At 46.7% G+C, this 15,785-nt stretch carries 14 protein-coding genes and 1 other annotated feature; of the genes, 4 read left to right on the plus strand and 10 right to left on the minus strand.

Annotation, left to right across the window (positions count from 1 at the left end; translation table 11 throughout):
• Positions 1–8: 8 nt before the first annotated feature.
• On the minus strand, positions 9–1,406 hold the full coding sequence (gene pepV / locus B3M90_RS07675; RefSeq protein WP_214852744.1) for a dipeptidase PepV: 1,398 nt from the start codon (positions 1,404–1,406) through the stop codon (positions 9–11).
• A gap of 319 nt (positions 1,407–1,725) precedes the next feature.
• Here pepV and B3M90_RS07680 point away from each other — a divergent pair, with 319 nt between their 5' ends.
• Positions 1,726–1,944, plus strand: coding sequence for a DeoR family transcriptional regulator (locus tag B3M90_RS07680; RefSeq protein WP_023469095.1), 219 nt, complete (start codon positions 1,726–1,728; stop codon positions 1,942–1,944).
• Positions 1,945–2,052: 108 nt separating this feature from the next.
• The gene (locus tag B3M90_RS07685) at positions 2,053–2,685 is read left to right on the plus strand and encodes an SDR family oxidoreductase (RefSeq protein WP_290783231.1); all 633 of its coding nucleotides are present in this window, start codon (positions 2,053–2,055) and stop codon (positions 2,683–2,685) included.
• A gap of 60 nt (positions 2,686–2,745) precedes the next feature.
• Here the strand turns inward: B3M90_RS07685 and B3M90_RS07690 are convergent, their stop codons facing one another.
• Both B3M90_RS07690 and B3M90_RS07695 read right to left on the minus strand, forming a co-directional pair.
• The gene (locus tag B3M90_RS07690) at positions 2,746–3,465 is read right to left on the minus strand and encodes a pseudouridine synthase (protein ID WP_290757743.1); all 720 of its coding nucleotides are present in this window, start codon (positions 3,463–3,465) and stop codon (positions 2,746–2,748) included.
• The gene (locus B3M90_RS07695) at positions 3,452–5,116 is read right to left on the minus strand and encodes a putative polysaccharide biosynthesis protein (protein ID WP_214852737.1); all 1,665 of its coding nucleotides are present in this window, start codon (positions 5,114–5,116) and stop codon (positions 3,452–3,454) included. Before B3M90_RS07695 ends, B3M90_RS07690 begins: the two co-directional genes overlap by 14 nt.
• A gap of 191 nt (positions 5,117–5,307) precedes the next feature.
• Here B3M90_RS07695 and B3M90_RS07700 point away from each other — a divergent pair, with 191 nt between their 5' ends.
• Positions 5,308–6,579: an NAD(P)/FAD-dependent oxidoreductase gene (locus B3M90_RS07700; RefSeq protein ID WP_035406136.1), complete on the plus strand. Its 1,272-nt coding sequence runs from the start codon at positions 5,308–5,310 to the stop codon at positions 6,577–6,579.
• Between the two features lie 58 nt (positions 6,580–6,637).
• Here the strand turns inward: B3M90_RS07700 and B3M90_RS07705 are convergent, their stop codons facing one another.
• From B3M90_RS07705 to B3M90_RS07725, 5 genes are all read right to left on the minus strand, one after another.
• Positions 6,638–7,615 (minus strand): hypothetical protein, encoded by a 978-nt coding sequence (locus tag B3M90_RS07705; protein WP_290757737.1) that lies wholly within the window; start codon positions 7,613–7,615, stop codon positions 6,638–6,640.
• A 131-nt stretch (positions 7,616–7,746) separates the two neighbouring features.
• Positions 7,747–10,152, minus strand: a complete 2,406-nt coding sequence (gene leuS, locus B3M90_RS07710) for a leucine--tRNA ligase (RefSeq protein ID WP_290757734.1) — start codon at positions 10,150–10,152, stop codon at positions 7,747–7,749.
• Between the two features lie 46 nt (positions 10,153–10,198).
• Positions 10,199–10,421, minus strand: a binding site (T-box leader).
• Positions 10,422–10,459: 38 nt separating this feature from the next.
• Complete coding sequence (locus B3M90_RS07715) at positions 10,460–11,104, minus strand: HAD family hydrolase (RefSeq protein WP_290783233.1); 645 nt, start codon at positions 11,102–11,104, stop codon at positions 10,460–10,462.
• A 91-nt stretch (positions 11,105–11,195) separates the two neighbouring features.
• On the minus strand, positions 11,196–12,230 hold the full coding sequence (locus B3M90_RS07720) for a peptidoglycan bridge formation glycyltransferase FemA/FemB family protein (protein WP_290783235.1): 1,035 nt from the start codon (positions 12,228–12,230) through the stop codon (positions 11,196–11,198).
• Positions 12,231–12,413: 183 nt separating this feature from the next.
• Positions 12,414–13,592: an MDR family MFS transporter gene (locus B3M90_RS07725; protein WP_290783237.1), complete on the minus strand. Its 1,179-nt coding sequence runs from the start codon at positions 13,590–13,592 to the stop codon at positions 12,414–12,416.
• Between the two features lie 156 nt (positions 13,593–13,748).
• On the opposite strand from B3M90_RS07725, the gene B3M90_RS07730 reads away from it, so the two are divergent.
• Complete coding sequence (locus B3M90_RS07730; protein ID WP_290783422.1) at positions 13,749–14,345, plus strand: class I SAM-dependent methyltransferase; 597 nt, start codon at positions 13,749–13,751, stop codon at positions 14,343–14,345.
• 50 nt (positions 14,346–14,395) lie between these two features.
• Here the strand turns inward: B3M90_RS07730 and B3M90_RS07735 are convergent, their stop codons facing one another.
• Both B3M90_RS07735 and B3M90_RS07740 read right to left on the minus strand, forming a co-directional pair.
• A complete protein-coding gene (locus B3M90_RS07735) occupies positions 14,396–15,100 on the minus strand; it encodes a serine aminopeptidase domain-containing protein (RefSeq protein WP_035406117.1) in 705 nt (234 codons plus the stop codon).
• A 78-nt stretch (positions 15,101–15,178) separates the two neighbouring features.
• Entirely contained in the window at positions 15,179–15,667 is a 489-nt protein-coding gene (locus B3M90_RS07740) for a GNAT family N-acetyltransferase (protein ID WP_214852718.1), read from the minus strand.
• Between the last annotated feature and the right edge of the window lie 118 nt (positions 15,668–15,785).

The raw sequence follows: 15,785 nt of genomic DNA on the forward strand, positions 1-15,785 counted from the left end.
ATCAGTCATTATTTTGCGAGTTCATAAATTGCTTCTGCATAAATCGCGACAGCAAGCAAGAGTTCTTCAAAATCAACATATTCATCGACTTGGTGGGCAACTTCAGGACCACCTGGGAAGACTGGTCCAAATGCAACCCCTGCCGTCAACGAACGTGCATATGTACCACCACCGATAGCAATCAGATCAGCTGGTTGGTTCGTATGACGTTCATACACGGCACTCAGTGTCTGAATCAATTCATGATCCGGATCGACATGGTGTGGTGTCATATGTGTTCGAGTCTGTAACTCGAAGCCATATCCCGCTGCCGCTTCCTTGATGATTTGCAAGCGTTCCGTGAAATCTGCTGAATAAGGATAACGGATGTTGATCGACGCTGTTCCTTGCTCTTCTGCATACCGGAATACACCACCGTTGATCGTTAAGTCACCTGTCTCGTCTGAAGCAGCGACACCAATCGCTACACCGCGAGAATCACGGAACATGTGCGTGACAAGCTGAATATAACGACGACCGTTATAATCCAAGTGAAGCGTATTGAGGAAACGTGCTAAATGTAAGGCAGCATTTTTACCGTTATCCGGCTCCATGGCATGGGCTGCGACACCGTTCACATCAAGAACGAGACCTTCCGTTTCTTGCTTGACCGTCCCAGACAAGCCTTGTTCTTCAAGATACGTATGGAAATCCGTTTCAAGCGTCCCCACTTCGACGACACGAAGAAGTGCTTGGGCATGACCCGGAACCATGTTCGGACGTTCGCCACCTTCAAAACGAACGAGATGGTAGCCTGTATCAGATGCTTGCGCTGGTTTTCCTTGAATCAATAACCCATCATACAGTCCTTTTTCCGCATTGATGATCGGGAAGTCGGCATCTGGTGCAAAGCCGAGAGTCGGCATCTCTTCATGTTTGAAGTAATGATTCACACAACGCCATTCACTCTCTTCATCTCCTCCAGCAATCAAACGAATACGTTTTGAGAGCGGTAATCCGAGTTCTTTGACGATCTTCAAGGCATAATAAGCTGCCATCGTCGGTCCTTTATCATCGATTGCACCGCGCGCATACAGTTTCCCATCGACAAGCGTTGGGTTAAATGGACCGTATGTCCAGTGATCGCCACCAGCTGGTACGACGTCTAAGTGACAAAGAATACCGAGTAATTCCTCCCCTTGACCATATTCCAAATGTCCGGCGTATCCATCAACATTTTTTGTCTTGAATCCGTCTCGTTCCCCTGTCGCGAGCATCCAATCAAGGGCTCGTTTGACTTCTTGACCAAACGGTGCACCTGCTTCGATTGTTGATTCATCAAGTATACTCGGAATCCGCAGTAGTTCTTTTAAATCCTCTAATAAGTCCTCGCGACGCGCGAGTACTTCTTCTTTCCAATTCACCATCTGATTTCGCTCCTTCATTCTGGGTTGAATTCGTTTCCTATACACCTTTCTAGTATAGCGAATATTCGTTCAGATACGAACATCCAAATTCTGTTTTCTTTTTTATTTGTTTAAATAACGAACATTCAACGATGTTAAAACTCCAACTATCGACTTTACAATCTGTTTGAATATGTTTTTTATGCAAACGTTCGGTTAAATCACTTGCAATTTAACATCAAAACGTTATACTAAAGGCGAAACAACTGGATATTGCATTGTCTTTTGTCACCCGAAGCTTTAGAACACTATTCTATCCATTGGGGGAGTGGTTATACCAATGAAAGATTCTACAGACCGTATGTTGACCCGGATTAAATCGATTTATCTCTACATCCAAGAGAACGGAGCTACTACGACAGCAGAGTTGGTTGAAGAGTTTGGCATCACTTCAAGGACCGTTCAGCGGGATTTGAACGTGCTCGAATACAACAATCTCATTGTGAGCCCTCGACGCGGTACATGGACGTCGAGCAAGAAACAAAAGCAAGCGGGTTGATCCACTGTTTCATTATGTATATCTTTCGATGACGCGATTCTTCGCGTCTTTTTTTGTTATCTTTTTTAAAACGTGGGGTATAGCTATTGGGAGAAGGAGTTGAGAAGAATGAATATTTTAATCATTGGAGCAAACGGAACGACTGGACGCAAGATGGTCGAATTGATCGCTAAACAAGGTGATCATCAAGCAATCGCGGTTGTACGGGAAGAAAATCAAATCAACGATTTGATTGCACTCGGTGCATCTGAAGTCAGACTTGGGGATTTGACGAAGGATGTCAGTGGTGTCATCAGTAATGCGGACGTCGTCATCTTTGCAGCGGGTGCTGGTGGCGCATCAGACGAATTGACGCGCGCCGTCGATCAAGAAGGCGCAATTAAAGTCATCGATGCAGCAAAAGCTAACGGTATCGATCGTTTCCTGATGCTCAGTTCAGTAGGTACGGAAGAACCAAAAGGTGAATTGAAAGTATATCTCGAATCTAAAGCAACAGCAGACGCACACCTACAGGAAAGCGGACTCAATTATACGATCGTACGTCCTGGTCCGCTCAGCTACGACGACCCGGCAGGCACCGTTGAAACGAAAGAGCATTTTGATTCATACGAAGATCGTAAGATATCGCGTGATGATGTCGCAGCATTGTTCGTTCACTTGATCGATCATCCGACACAATCTCGTGTATTCGAAGTACTCAGTGGTCCTTATCCAATCGCAGAAGCATTGCGTAATCAATAATCGAAACCCATAACAAAAGGCGATGGAATGTACGCTCATTCCACCGCCTTTTCGTTTTGCTTATTCAGGTTGCCAATCAAACAAAGACAGTTCCGCTGGCGTCAGTTCACGATAATCCCCTAGCGCAAGTGCCGGATCAAGTTCCAAGCGCCCAATCGAGCGGCGCTTTAAAAAAGTGACCTCTTTCCCGAGCGCAAGCATCATCCGTTTGACTTGATGGAACTTCCCTTCCGTGATCGTCAACTCAAGCGTTGAATCTGTTTCTGTCGTCGATAAGATGACAAGTTTTCCCGGCTTTGCTCGGTAACCGTCTTCTAACGTGACGCCTGCCGCAACCGCTTCGATGTCTTCTTGCGTCAACACTCCTGTCACTTCTGCGTAATACGTTTTTTCGACGTGTTTCTTTGGAGACATTAAAGCGTGATTAAACGACCCATCATTCGTCAACAGCAATAGACCCTCTGTATCTTTATCGAGTCGTCCGACCGGGAACGGTTTGAAATACGTCACGTCTTCAAACAACAGATCAATGACGGTCTCATCTCGTTTATCTTCTGTTGCACTAATGACACCCGGTGGTTTATTCATCATCAAGTAGATGTATTTTTGATACGTGACCGGTTCGCCGTACATCAGAACTTGTTGCGTCTCGACATCGACATGTTGTTTCGGATCACGCACGATCTCACCATCGACTTGAATTGCCCCTGCCTTCAGCAGCAGCTTCACTTCTTTTCGGGAGCCTGCTCCCATGTTGGATAACAATTTATCTAGACGCATGACCTCGTCCTCGTTTCAATGAAATTTTACGTCCTAATACGACTTCTGCTAAGCCACTCCAAATCGAGAGTCCTGCAAAAATCACGATTCCGACTGCTGCACCTACGATCAGAATCAATAGAGACGCCCATGTCGTCTCTGGCAAGATGGATACCATTCCCCACTTGACGAGCGCGACACCCGCTCCCATCAAGGCGCTGATGATCAAGATCAACGACGTCCGGCGTAAGACCGTATTGAATGGGAACTTCACCGTTTGTGTGATCCGGAAGAACATTAAACCGGTCGCAACGAGATAGCCGATGATCGTCGCATATCCAGCACCTGTTCCATCACCCGTCAAATGAATCAACGGTGCATTCAAGAGATACTTCGCAAGTAATCCAGCAAGTGTTGCGATGATCGTAAAGTATTGACGGTTAATCCCTTGAAGGACCGCTGCCGTGACTGAATAAAGAGCAAGGAACAAGGCACTTGGTGCATAACTCAACAGATAGACCCATGCTGCTTGATCTTTCGGGAACAGGACGTGGAACGTTTCTTCACTGAGGAGAATCATTCCGACAACTGCAGGAATCGTCACGAAGAAGACGAGTTGATAAATCTGTGAAATTTGAGCCCGTACCTTTCGCATATCCCCCTGCGTAAATGAGGCTGTCAATAGTGGCGTCGCAGACAAAGATAAGCCCGTTGCGACAGAGACCGGAATCAAGACGATCTTATGACTATCCGCAATCAGATAAGCCGTCGCATTTCCGGCAGCTTCGAGCGTATAGCCGATACTTTGTAACGCGGCATTCATCGTGTTCTGATCAATGACTTGGTAAAGCGGCGTCGAAAGACCGACCATGACGATCGGAATCGCGTACGTCAATAATTCCTTATACAAATCCGTTAACGGGCGATCCGGCGAACGGACGGTTTGAGTAGCACGAAGCTCCTGCAGCCCACTGGATCGTTTGCGGAAGTAATAGATGAGAACCGCGACACTACCGATTGCACCAATGAATGCACTGAACGTTGCAATCGTCGCTGCAAAGGCTACACCTGAATCAAATACATAGATAGCGATGCTGACTCCTACGAGTAAGAAGATGATGCGGACGATTTGTTCCAAGATTTGCGAAATCGCTGTCGGTCCCATCGATTGATATCCTTGGAAATATCCACGCGTCATACTCATCGGTGGAATCAAGAGTAACGCAAAACTAACCCCTCGAATCGTCATCGTGACGGCATCGACGTACGAGGCTGAATCAACGTCACCGCCTGGAATCGCCCGGTGCGCTAAATACGGTGCAAGGAAGAATAAGGCGAGAAAAGAGACAACCCCGGTCAAGGACATGATCTTTAGACCAGATCGATACAATCGTTCACTCGTATCATATTCTCCTAACGCATTGTATTTGGCGACGAATTTTGAGACGGCAACAGGAATCCCCGCTGTCGCGACACCAATCATGATCGCATAGTAGTTGTAGGCATAGGTATAGAACATGATACCTGTCGCACCGACCATGAACTGAAACGGAAAGAGATAAATCAAACCCAGTGCGCGGGAAATCAGCGACGCACCGGACAGGAGCATCGTTCCACGAACGAATCCTGCATTGCCGGAAGAAGTAGACTGCTTATTACTGACTGTGGACATGGTAACATCCCTCACGCTTTCTAATTTTTAAATCGACACTCTAATCGTGATTGTCTCATTATACAAGTTCTCTCGTACACAATTGCAAATCATTATACCGCTGTCTATCTTGAATTGAAAGAGACGGTTTGTTTACAGTCGCAACTTCTGCTAAAGTGAAACAAGCAGAATTCTATGAATGAGGTGACCTTATGTACGATGTAATCGTAATCGGAGGCGGACCGAGCGGTTTGATGGCGACGCTCGCCTCTTTACAAGCCGGAGCCCGGACGCTCCTGCTCGATAAAGGAAATAAATTAGGACGAAAGCTCGCAATCTCTGGCGGCGGACGGTGTAACGTCACGAACCGAAAGCCACTCGATGAGCTCGTCCAGTCGATTCCAGGAAACGGACGTTTCCTTTATAGCGCCTTTTCTCAATTTAATAATGAATCGATCATCGATTTGTTCGAAGGATTTGGTGTCGCACTCAAAGAAGAGGATAACGGTCGGATGTTCCCGGTCTCGGATAAGGCGGCAGACGTCGTTCGTGTATTGATTGATCAAATCCGTGCACATGGCGCCGAGATTCAAACAGACGCGCAAGTCGCTACGCTCGACTTTCATCCAGATGGTTCTTTTGCAGCTGTCATCTTAGAAAACGGCATGCGTCTTGAAGCAAAAAGTTGTATCGTAGCGGTCGGCGGACAATCTGTTCCGCACACGGGTTCGACGGGTGACGGCTATCCGTGGGCTGAAAAAGCGGGTCATACGATCACGGAACTTTTCCCAACGGAAGTCCCGATTTTGTTAGGTGATACGTTCATTCATGAAAAAACATTACAAGGACTGTCGTTGCGTGACGTTGCCTTAACGGTTCACGGTAAAAAGGACAAAGCAATCAAGACACATACGGGTGATCTACTGTTCACACACTTCGGTTTAAGTGGTCCGATCGCTTTACGGTGTAGCCAATATACGATCAAAGAGCGCAAACGATCGAAAGAGACGATCGTTCATCTATCGATCGACCTCTTCCCGGATGAGTCACTCGGTGCATTAACAGAACGCTTCCAGGCAGCACTTGCGGCAAATCCGAAGAAATCGGTTCGGAATGCCCTTCGTGGTTTTGTACCAGAACGATTGCTTGAACTCCTGTTCGCTCGAATCGGCTTTGGCGATGAAGTGTGTACACAAGTAAAGAAACAGGACTGGACGGACTTCCTGCAACAATTGAAACGATTCCCACTCAAAGCAACAGGAACGCTCGATTTCGATAAGGCCTTCGTCACTGGTGGCGGTGTCTCGATTAAAGAGATTGATCCCAAAACGATGATGTCGAAAAAGGCGGAGCGATTATTCTTCGCTGGCGAAATTCTTGATATCCATGGCTATACAGGTGGATACAATATCACAGCTGCGTTCGTGACGGGTCATTGTGCCGGTAGTCACGCTGCAGAGATGGCACGTGACACTGTCTCTTAATACAAAAAAGACCCGATTCGTCTCTGTATAATCAGAGAAATCGGGTCTTTTTTCTACATCAGTCAATCGGTGTGAACGATCGACTTGAGAATTTATCCGTGACGACTAAGGCGAACAATTCATTATCTTGTACAAAGATTCCTTTTGATCCATACACTTTCGGACTCGCTGTCTCCCCCGTAATCGTTTTCTCTTTCTGATCAATCGAATAAAGATAAAGTGCTTCTGAGTCTAACGTGTAGATCCGACCTTGCCGTTCTGCAAGACCAATCGGACGGAATCTGGATTCAAATGCTTTTTTCGCATCACTTCGCATTCCGCTCGCCGCTTCGATTTTCTCTCGTTTGATGATCGACAAGTACGGTGGTTTTTGCTTTTTCTTTAAGGCACGCTTCTTCTTTTCCGAAGCATCTGGATCAATCTTGATTTTGTCCTCTTTCATTGCAAAGTAAGTCAATTCAACACGACCAATCGAGCGAATTTGATTGATTGTATAGAATTCTTTTTTCTTCGCATCATATCCAAGACCATGGAAACTGTCTCGAATCGTCGTCCCTTGTACTTTTTCGCGTTTTTCTTCACTCCAGACGCCATCTTTTCGTTTAATCGTGACTAGAATTTGATTCGACGTCAATAAAGCGACTGTCTCTCCGTCAACGAGTGTCATCCCGTCAAGACCAGACAATAAGAGATTCCCTTCTTCCAACTGAAACGTCGCATTGATGCGTTCTCCAGTTCCACTGATTTCAAAGAAACGATAGTCCTCTGTTACGACGAGGTACGAACCGATGGAATCATCATATAACATCTGTTGAACATTTTTAATCAACGGTTCTTCTGGATTCGGAATGGCTGAAGGCGTTTTCGGTGGCACCTGTTTGACAGCTGCCTGATGCTTCGATTGCGTCTCGATTTTCGCGAACGTTTCCTGAATACGTGACAACGTCTCTGGCTTTGAGAAGACGAGCAGTATACAAAGGATCAACCCCGAAACGACAGCAAAAATCGTTGTATAGACTATATAAGATCGTTTCATTGATGGTACTCGCCTTTCTTTCTCGGTTTCTGATTCAGTGTAGCAGAAGGACGTTCAAAAAAAAAGCGGACTTGCGACGGAAATGAAGAAACCCCCTCCATTCGCATCAAGTGAATGAAAGGGGTTATGGCTTAGTTCGCCACGATATTGATCAATTTTTTCGGTACGACGATGACTTTCCGAACCGTCTTGTCGCCAATCCATTCTTGTGTCTTTTCATCAGCAAAGGCAAGTGCTTCGATTTCTTCTTTTGTCGCATCGATGTTGATTTCGATTTTCGAGCGAACTTTACCGTTCACTTGAATGACGAATTCCATCGTATCGCTGACAAGTTTTGATTCATCGAATGTTGGCCATGCCGCATACGTCAATGTCTCTTCAAAGCCAAGTTGTTCCCAGAGTTCCTCACCAAGGTGCGGCGCGACTGGTGTTAACAATTGAATGAATCCACGAAGGAAGTGACGCGGGAGAACCGGCTGTTTATTCGCTTCGTTGACGAAGACCATGAGTTGCGAAATCCCGGTGTTGAACTGAATGTTCGCGAAGTCTTCCGTGACCTTCTTGACGGTCTGGTGGTATATCCGTTCGAAGTCAGCATCGACTTCCGTGACGTCTTGAATGTCTGCTGTCCGTTCGAACAAGCGCCAGACACGGTCGAGGAAACGACGCGCCCCGTCAAGACCGTTCTCAGACCAGGCAACCGATGCATCGAGTGGTCCCATGAACATTTCGTATAAACGTAACGTATCAGCACCATGCGACTTGACGATTTCATCTGGGTTGATGACGTTACCGCGAGATTTTGACATTTTCTCGTTGTTCTCTCCAAGGATCATTCCTTGGTTGTATAACTTCTGGAATGGTTCTTTTGTTGGTACGACGCCTGCATCATACAAGACTTTATGCCAGAAGCGCGCATACAACAAGTGGAGAACAGCATGTTCTGCTCCACCGATGTAAATATCGACTGGAAGCCAGTATTTTAATTTTTCCGGATCCGCAATCGCTTCTTCATTGTGTGGATCGATGAAACGAAGGTAATACCAGCAGCTTCCTCCCCATTGTGGCATCGTATTCGTCTCGCGACGGCCTTTCATTCCTGTTTCAGGATCCGTGTAATCCAACCAGTCTTCAGCAAGCGCAAGTGGTGATTCGCCTGTACCAGACGGTTTGATTTCTGGAATGATTGGAAGCTCAAGTGGTAATTCCTCTTGATTGAGTGTTTTCATCGAACCATCTTCCATATGAACGACTGGAATCGGCTCGCCCCAATACCGTTGACGACTGAACAACCAGTCTCGGAGTCGATACGTGATTTTTTTACGACCGACTTGATTCGTTTCGAGTTCAGCGATCATCGTCTCGATTGCTTCTTGTTTCCCAAGTCCATCAAGCATATGCGAGTTGACGTGTTCGCCCTCTCCCGTGTAGGCTGCTTCGTCGACATTTCCACCCGCGACGACTTCAACGATCGGTAAGTCGAACTGCTTCGCGAATTCGTGGTCGCGCTCATCGTGTCCTGGGACAGCCATGATCGCACCTGTTCCGTAAGAAGCAAGGACATAATCAGCGATCCAGATTGGAAGACGATCGCCTGAGATCGGATTGACCGCAAAAGCACCCGTGAAGACACCTGTTTTTTCCTTCGCTAAATCCGTTCGCTCGAGATCTGACTTCGTTTGGACTTGCGAAATGTACGCATCGACGGCTTCCTTGTGATCCGCTGTCGTGATGTCAGCTACGAATGGATGCTCCGGTGCAAGTACTAGATACGTCGCACCGAAGATCGTGTCCGGACGTGTCGTAAAGACCGTGACTTGTTTTTTATGTCCATCAATCGTGAAATCAATCTCAGCACCCTCAGATTTCCCGATCCAGTTGCGTTGCATCTCTTTGACAGAATCCGGCCAATCGAGATCATCCAGATCTTCAAGAAGGCGATCCGCATATTCCGTGATTTTCAAGACCCATTGACGCATCGGAACACGCACAACCGGATGATTTCCGCGTTCGGATAATCCGTCGATGACCTCTTCATTCGCAAGGACGGTTCCAAGTGCCGGGCACCAGTTGACTGCGACTTCGTCTACGAAGGCAAGTCCTTTTTCATACAACTTCGTAAAGATCCACTGCGTCCATTTATAGTATTTTGGATCCGTTGTGTTGATTTCACGATCCCAGTCATACGAGAATCCAAGTTCTTTAAGCTGACGCTTGAACGTCTCGATGTTTTTCGCTGTGAATTCGCGTGGATCGTTTCCTGTATCGAGCGCGTATTGTTCTGCTGGTAATCCGAACGCATCCCATCCCATTGGGTGAAGGACATTGTATCCTTGCATCCGCTTCATCCGTGCGAGGATATCCGTTGCTGTGTAACCTTCCGGATGACCAACGTGGAGTCCAGCACCTGACGGATACGGGAACATATCAAGGGCATAGAACCCTTCTTTTTCTGGATCTTCTGTCGTGACGAAGGCGTTGTCTTGATCCCAACGCGCCTGCCATTTTGGTTCAATTTCGCGATGATTGTACGGCATGTCTTTTCCTCCTCTAATCTAAAAAAACCGGTCTTCCGCCCCTAAGAAAAGGGACGAAAGACCGGTTTGGCTTCCGCGGTACCACCCACGTTGTCTGTCTATGACAGACCGCTTGATTCACGGATAACGGTGTGAAAGACCGGATTCGCTACTACGACTTCACGAATCGTGCTCCCTGACGAGTTCACGGTTGTTACCGACTGGTTCGCACCTTCCACCAGCTCTCTTGACGGCACCTTTCCCCTACTACTTCAGTTCCATGCATTTGACTATCTTTTTCTAGTGTAATCTGTTTCTTCCTCAAGCGTCAACGCTTCCGTAAAATTTCCTCGATTTCTGCGTGTGATTGTGCGACATGATCCGCTTGCTCTAAGCGTTGCGTCGGCATCCGGTCATCAAGAAGCGCAATCACTTCCATACCTGCTGCTTTCGCGCCAATCATCCCGTTCGCAGCGTCTTCAATGACGAGACAGTTCTCGGGTGCGTGTCCAATCCGCTCTGCCGCAAGTCGAAAAATCGCGGGATCCGGTTTCGAACGGATGACTTCTTCTCCACTGACGTAGTGCGTGATCGGAAGCCCATAATGAAGGATGACACGTTCGATTTTCTGAAGTGAACTCGAAGAAGCAATGCCGATATCGTAACCAAGAGTCGACGCTTGTTCGATGACTTGTGTGACGCCTTTTTTTAATCCACACTCCTCCGGCTTTGCATGAATTTGAAACAAGCGATGTTCTTCCTCAAGCAACGCACTAGCTGTTTCTTTCAGCTGATGCTGGGCGACGAGTTCTTCCCACATTTCATCTCCTGTTTTTCCCATGAACGTCGCATACTGAACCGGATCAAGCGGAATCGATAACCTTTTGAACATCTGTTGATGCACTTCAAAGTAGCGAATCTCACTATCTAAGATAACCCCGTCCATATCAAAAATCAGACCGCGTTTTTTCATGATAACTCCCCCTTTATTGATCGATCCTGACTTCAGCATATCAAAAAAAACGACTACACGATGTAGTCGTTTTCATACTCTCATTATCTATTTAACTAGTTGCCACCTGAATACCAGCTTGTCGATACGCCGGAAAATAATCTGAATCAGCATTTGATCCGTATCGTATACAGAGCAAATCATATAGTGATGGTTGCAGGATGGATTTTCCTTGATGATACTCAAATAGTCGATATCCAGTATAACGGCATTTACTCTCAAAAAGACTATCCCGTTCTTGATACCCGCCCCCAAGATGTTGTTCGACGAGTCCCCGTGCTTTTGCCTGAAGAATTGCTTCGTACTCAAGTCGCTGATTCGGGAACATCTTCGCTTCATCCCGCTTACAGCCGATCAAATGACCGTGGGCGTATTCTTTTCCAAGCAATACGAAGTATCCCCCAACCGCTTTTCCGTCGATTTCCGCCATCAGTAATAAGGGCTCACAAAGTGGGGTCGTCTCCATCAATTGCTCAAAATACGTCGCGGTAAAATAATAATGAGCCGAGGCATTCTTCCGGTCCATCGTTTTATGATACAACGCTAAAAAAACAGGTAGATCGTCCTGTGTTCCTGTTCTGACGGTTAAGGGTGAAGCAAGCGATTTACGAATCATGCTTCTCGTCTTCTTATGAAATGTCTGCATGATATCTTCAAGTGAAGGACGCAAATCAATACTCGTCGTATGACGGATGAAGGAAACTTTTGTCCAGTCCTGCATAAACCGTTCATTACCTGTTAACGGATTAAAGCGGATCATTTCCGAGACGATCGATTCTTGCTCCGCCCACCTCTCAAAGGATAAACGAGCCTGCTGAATCTCAGACGCAGTCAGTTGACCGATGATTTCCGGTCCACCATAGCCGTACGGTGTAATGAGATCTGAATAAGGCGTATCAAAAATACGACGCTTCAAAAAGGGATAAAACAGTGTTCCTGCATGACCTTCATAAAGAAATAATACCGCTTGCTCAGACGGTCTAGCGTTGAGAGTGACGTATTGGTGACTATAGAAGATATCAAGAGGCTGTTTCTGTACGTGTGTCGTCCAAGTTGCGGCATCTGTGATGAATTGACACCTTTCCATCCGTGCACCTCCAATCAAAAAGAAGCAACGTTCATATGACCTTTCTTTTCAAGTTCTTGATTAGAAAGTACCCGTTTCTTTGCCGAAATATTCCATATTATTAAATGTTTGTTTTATAATTTTCGAACGAATGATGTAACAAAAGACAGCTGATCTATCGTCCGCTGTCTCACAAGATAAAGCTCATGATGTGGTTTTAGGAATAGCACGAAGGAAGACAACTCCTGCTAACAGGATCAATCCAATTAAGGTCAAGAAAACTGCTGACATACCTGATAAATCGTAGATCAAACCTCCAACTGTCGGACTGATCATCCGCCCTGCTGAAGCAGCGATATTAACATATCCTTGGAATTCTCCTTCTTTTCCGATTGGTGCAAGTCGCGCCGCCATTGCAGGAACCGCTGGCCAGATGAACATCTCACCGATTGTCAGAATGATCATCGCCACGAGGAACATCTTGAAGCCGCCTGCAAACGGAACAATCAGATAAGAGAGAAGGAATATCCCTGTCCCGGTCATCAGTTGGCGTTTCAAATCATCTCCAAACCAACGAAGAATTGGTGTTAATAAAGGTTGTGCGAACACGATAAGCGCTCCATTGATTGTCCAAAGAATCGAGTACTCGGAAATCGTGACACCGAGCGATTTCGTATGGACAGCAAAGGTCCCTTGCCATTGCACATAAACGAACCAAAGTAAGGCATAACCGATCGAAACGAGCAACATCGTCCGTGCGGATCCGCGCGAAAGTGGTGTGCGTGTCGTTTCGATCTCGTCATGTGCCGCATGCATCCGCGCTGGCGCCTGAATCCAGGACAAACCGACAAACAAAATGATGGCAAAGACGATATAGAGAACGAGATTGGCGATGAAGATGTACTGAATCGAAAAAGCAGCAATTTGACCACTAACAGCTGTCCCGAGGGCTACACCGACGTTTTGCGCGACATAGATCGCATTAAAGGCGCGGCGTCCGCCTTCCGGCCAGATGACGCCCGTCATTGCGTAGATCGTCGGGAAAACCATCCCACCGACGAATCCAATCAATCCAAGCATCGCGACGTATCCAATATACGTCTGATGAAATAGCAACAAGCCGACGGAAGACAGGACAAGTCCGATGACACTGATGACAAGCGTCTTCTTTCCGCCGAGTCGGTCAAACGCTTTTCCACCTAAGTAGTTCCCAACGATTGCTAAGGCTGAGTTGACGAATAACGCCATTCCGGCTTTCGTCATCGACTCCCTTAAATATTCATGAATATATAATGTATTGAACGGCCATAAAAAAGAGGATCCCGTCGTATTGATGGCCATCGCAAGGACAAGGATCCAGACCGCTTTTGGTAATTTTGGCATACCTGTGGTCCTCCTATTTCATTCTCAACCTTGCCACTTTACGCAATCCCTCCCCCGCCTGTCAAGCCACTTCACTTTTCGTCAATGACTCAAAAGATGGTATAATGCAGGAGGAATCATACATACGATGATCATGTATAAAGAGAAAAACAGCCCATAGGAACAGGAGTCTATGCCATGTCACTTGCCCGTGTACTACCTTATACGAAACAATTACTGGAGTCCGTCATCGAACCTGGTGACTGCGTCGTCGATATGACTGCCGGAAATGGACATGATACGCAGTTCTTAGCAGAATGCGTCGGTCCAGAAGGTAGAGTCCTGGCGTTCGACGTCCAAGCTCAAGCCATCGAGGAATCGACACGACGTCTCGACGAAGCCGGAATGTTAGAACGTGTCGATCTTTATCACGAAAGTCATATCCATGTTGGTGCACGTCTTTCGAACGAACGACGCCCTGTTCGTGCCGGCGTCTTCAATCTCGGATACTTGCCCGGAAGTGATAAATCGATCACGACGACAGGTGAAGAGACGCTCGAAGCACTCGACGCTCTCCTCCCGGTCCTTGCACTTGGTGGTCTTGTCGTCCTTGTCGTCTATCACGGTCATCTTGAAGGAAAACGAGAACGCGATGCTGTCCTCGATTACGTCACAGCCCTTGATCAGCAAGATTACGCCGTTCTTCAGTACCGCTTCTTGAATCAACAGAATCATCCACCGTTCATCATCGCGATCGAGAAAAAAGTGCGCTGACAGTAGAAATGAAAAAGTGATGGCTTCCGCTATGGAAACCATCACTTTTTTCACTCTTCGACTAATTTAAAAAACAACAATAATTTTTCCGCAAACCGTGTATTCAACCGTTCAAAGCTGAAATGCGGGAAACCGTGTAAACGTTGTAAGTAAATCTGATCGCCACCCATTTTCCGACATACTTCGAGTGTCAGTTTGACGTCTGCGAACTGATCGTCCGGTGCATAAAAACAAGCCAAGTTCACACGAGGCAGTTTTTTTCGTTCCTCGTCATGTACGACGATCTCTTCTTCGATTTCCCGGTACTGCGCATACGTCAGTTCACCGATGCGAACGGTATCTTCCGTACTTTGACCAAACGGCAACGTACCGAGTGGCGCATCGGGACGGAAACGATCAAACGCACTCGCGAAGACTTGTTTGACACCTCCGAGTTGTTTCGACGGATGCCAATCAAACAATGGTGAAACGAATGCAAGACTTGCGACTGGTAGTTCATATTCTTGCAATAGACGATTGACGACGAGTGCGCCCATGCTACAGGCGATGATATGAATCGGTAGCTTTCGTTTTCCTGCTTCGCGTAATGCTTCTTTTAACAGTTGACCGTGCTCTTCAAACGAAATGCGACGTGGTGCGTCGACGAGTAACACTTCATACTCTCTTTCGAGTACTCGAATCAAAGCTTCACTCGGACGGGCACGCAGTTGTAACGGATAGACTAATACGATGATTCCTGTTGGTTGTTCAACCACAAACTCACCTCTTCACTTCATAATTCCTTTTCACGATACCTTATTTCAAACGCAAACGAAACCGTCCCGAGACGGATTTCACGAGGCAACATGGCGAAGACGAACGACTGATTCCGCTTGCCCAAACACTTCTTCCGTCATCTCACTAAGTTCTTCAAAACCAAATGAGGTCAGGAATTGACGCGCTTTATAGTTACGTGCTTCCACGTAGACTTCGAGTGGGACGGCTCCTTGTCGTTCGAGTTCACGAATCAGACGTCTTCCGATTCCGTTTTGCTGATATTCCGGCAGGACGTAAAGCCGAATGATCTCCCATGTTCCTTCGACATCAACAGCATGAATGAAACCGACGATTTCCTCGTCGATGATTCCGACATAAAAATACTCTCCCCGTGCTTCTTCCGCTGTCAGGATCGCACGAACGACTTCTTCTTGCGGATACGCCTCCTGCACGAAATGCGCTTTCGAACGTTCGGAATAGATTTCTTCATACGTATCCATCCAAGATGTGATAGCAATGTCATGAATACGTCCTGCATCAGCTGGAATAGCTTCGCGTATTTCCATAATCGGAACCCCCCTTTATACTCATACAAATCGACTCATGTACTTTTACCCTTTTCTAGAAAAAACATTCGTTTCCTGCAAAGTTCCGCGGAAACAAAAAAGCCCGAAAACCCAAGTA

It is taken from the genome of Exiguobacterium sp. UBA6309 (assembly GCF_002439205.1).
Taxonomy (GTDB): domain Bacteria; phylum Bacillota; class Bacilli; order Exiguobacteriales; family Exiguobacteriaceae; genus Exiguobacterium_A.

Bases quoted from the DNA above. Each gene is read 5' to 3' on its own strand.
- B3M90_RS07725 (WP_290783237.1), bottom strand. From the start codon at position 13,592: ATGCCAAAATTACCAAAAGCGGTCTGGATCCTTGTCCTTGCGATGGCC.
- B3M90_RS07740 (WP_214852718.1), bottom strand. From the start codon at position 15,667: ATGGAAATACGCGAAGCTATTCCAGCTGATGCAGGACGTATTCATGAC.
- B3M90_RS07705 (WP_290757737.1), bottom strand. From the start codon at position 7,615: ATGAAACGATCTTATATAGTCTATACAACGATTTTTGCTGTCGTTTCG.
- pepV (WP_214852744.1), bottom strand. From the start codon at position 1,406: ATGGTGAATTGGAAAGAAGAAGTACTCGCGCGTCGCGAGGACTTATTA.
- leuS (WP_290757734.1), bottom strand. From the start codon at position 10,152: ATGCCGTACAATCATCGCGAAATTGAACCAAAATGGCAGGCGCGTTGG.
- B3M90_RS07690 (WP_290757743.1), bottom strand. From the start codon at position 3,465: ATGCGTCTAGATAAATTGTTATCCAACATGGGAGCAGGCTCCCGAAAA.
- B3M90_RS07720 (WP_290783235.1), bottom strand. From the start codon at position 12,230: ATGGAAAGGTGTCAATTCATCACAGATGCCGCAACTTGGACGACACAC.
- B3M90_RS07680 (WP_023469095.1), top strand. From the start codon at position 1,726: ATGAAAGATTCTACAGACCGTATGTTGACCCGGATTAAATCGATTTAT.
- B3M90_RS07700 (WP_035406136.1), top strand. From the start codon at position 5,308: ATGTACGATGTAATCGTAATCGGAGGCGGACCGAGCGGTTTGATGGCG.
- B3M90_RS07685 (WP_290783231.1), top strand. From the start codon at position 2,053: ATGAATATTTTAATCATTGGAGCAAACGGAACGACTGGACGCAAGATG.
- B3M90_RS07695 (WP_214852737.1), bottom strand. From the start codon at position 5,116: ATGTCCACAGTCAGTAATAAGCAGTCTACTTCTTCCGGCAATGCAGGA.
- B3M90_RS07715 (WP_290783233.1), bottom strand. From the start codon at position 11,104: ATGAAAAAACGCGGTCTGATTTTTGATATGGACGGGGTTATCTTAGAT.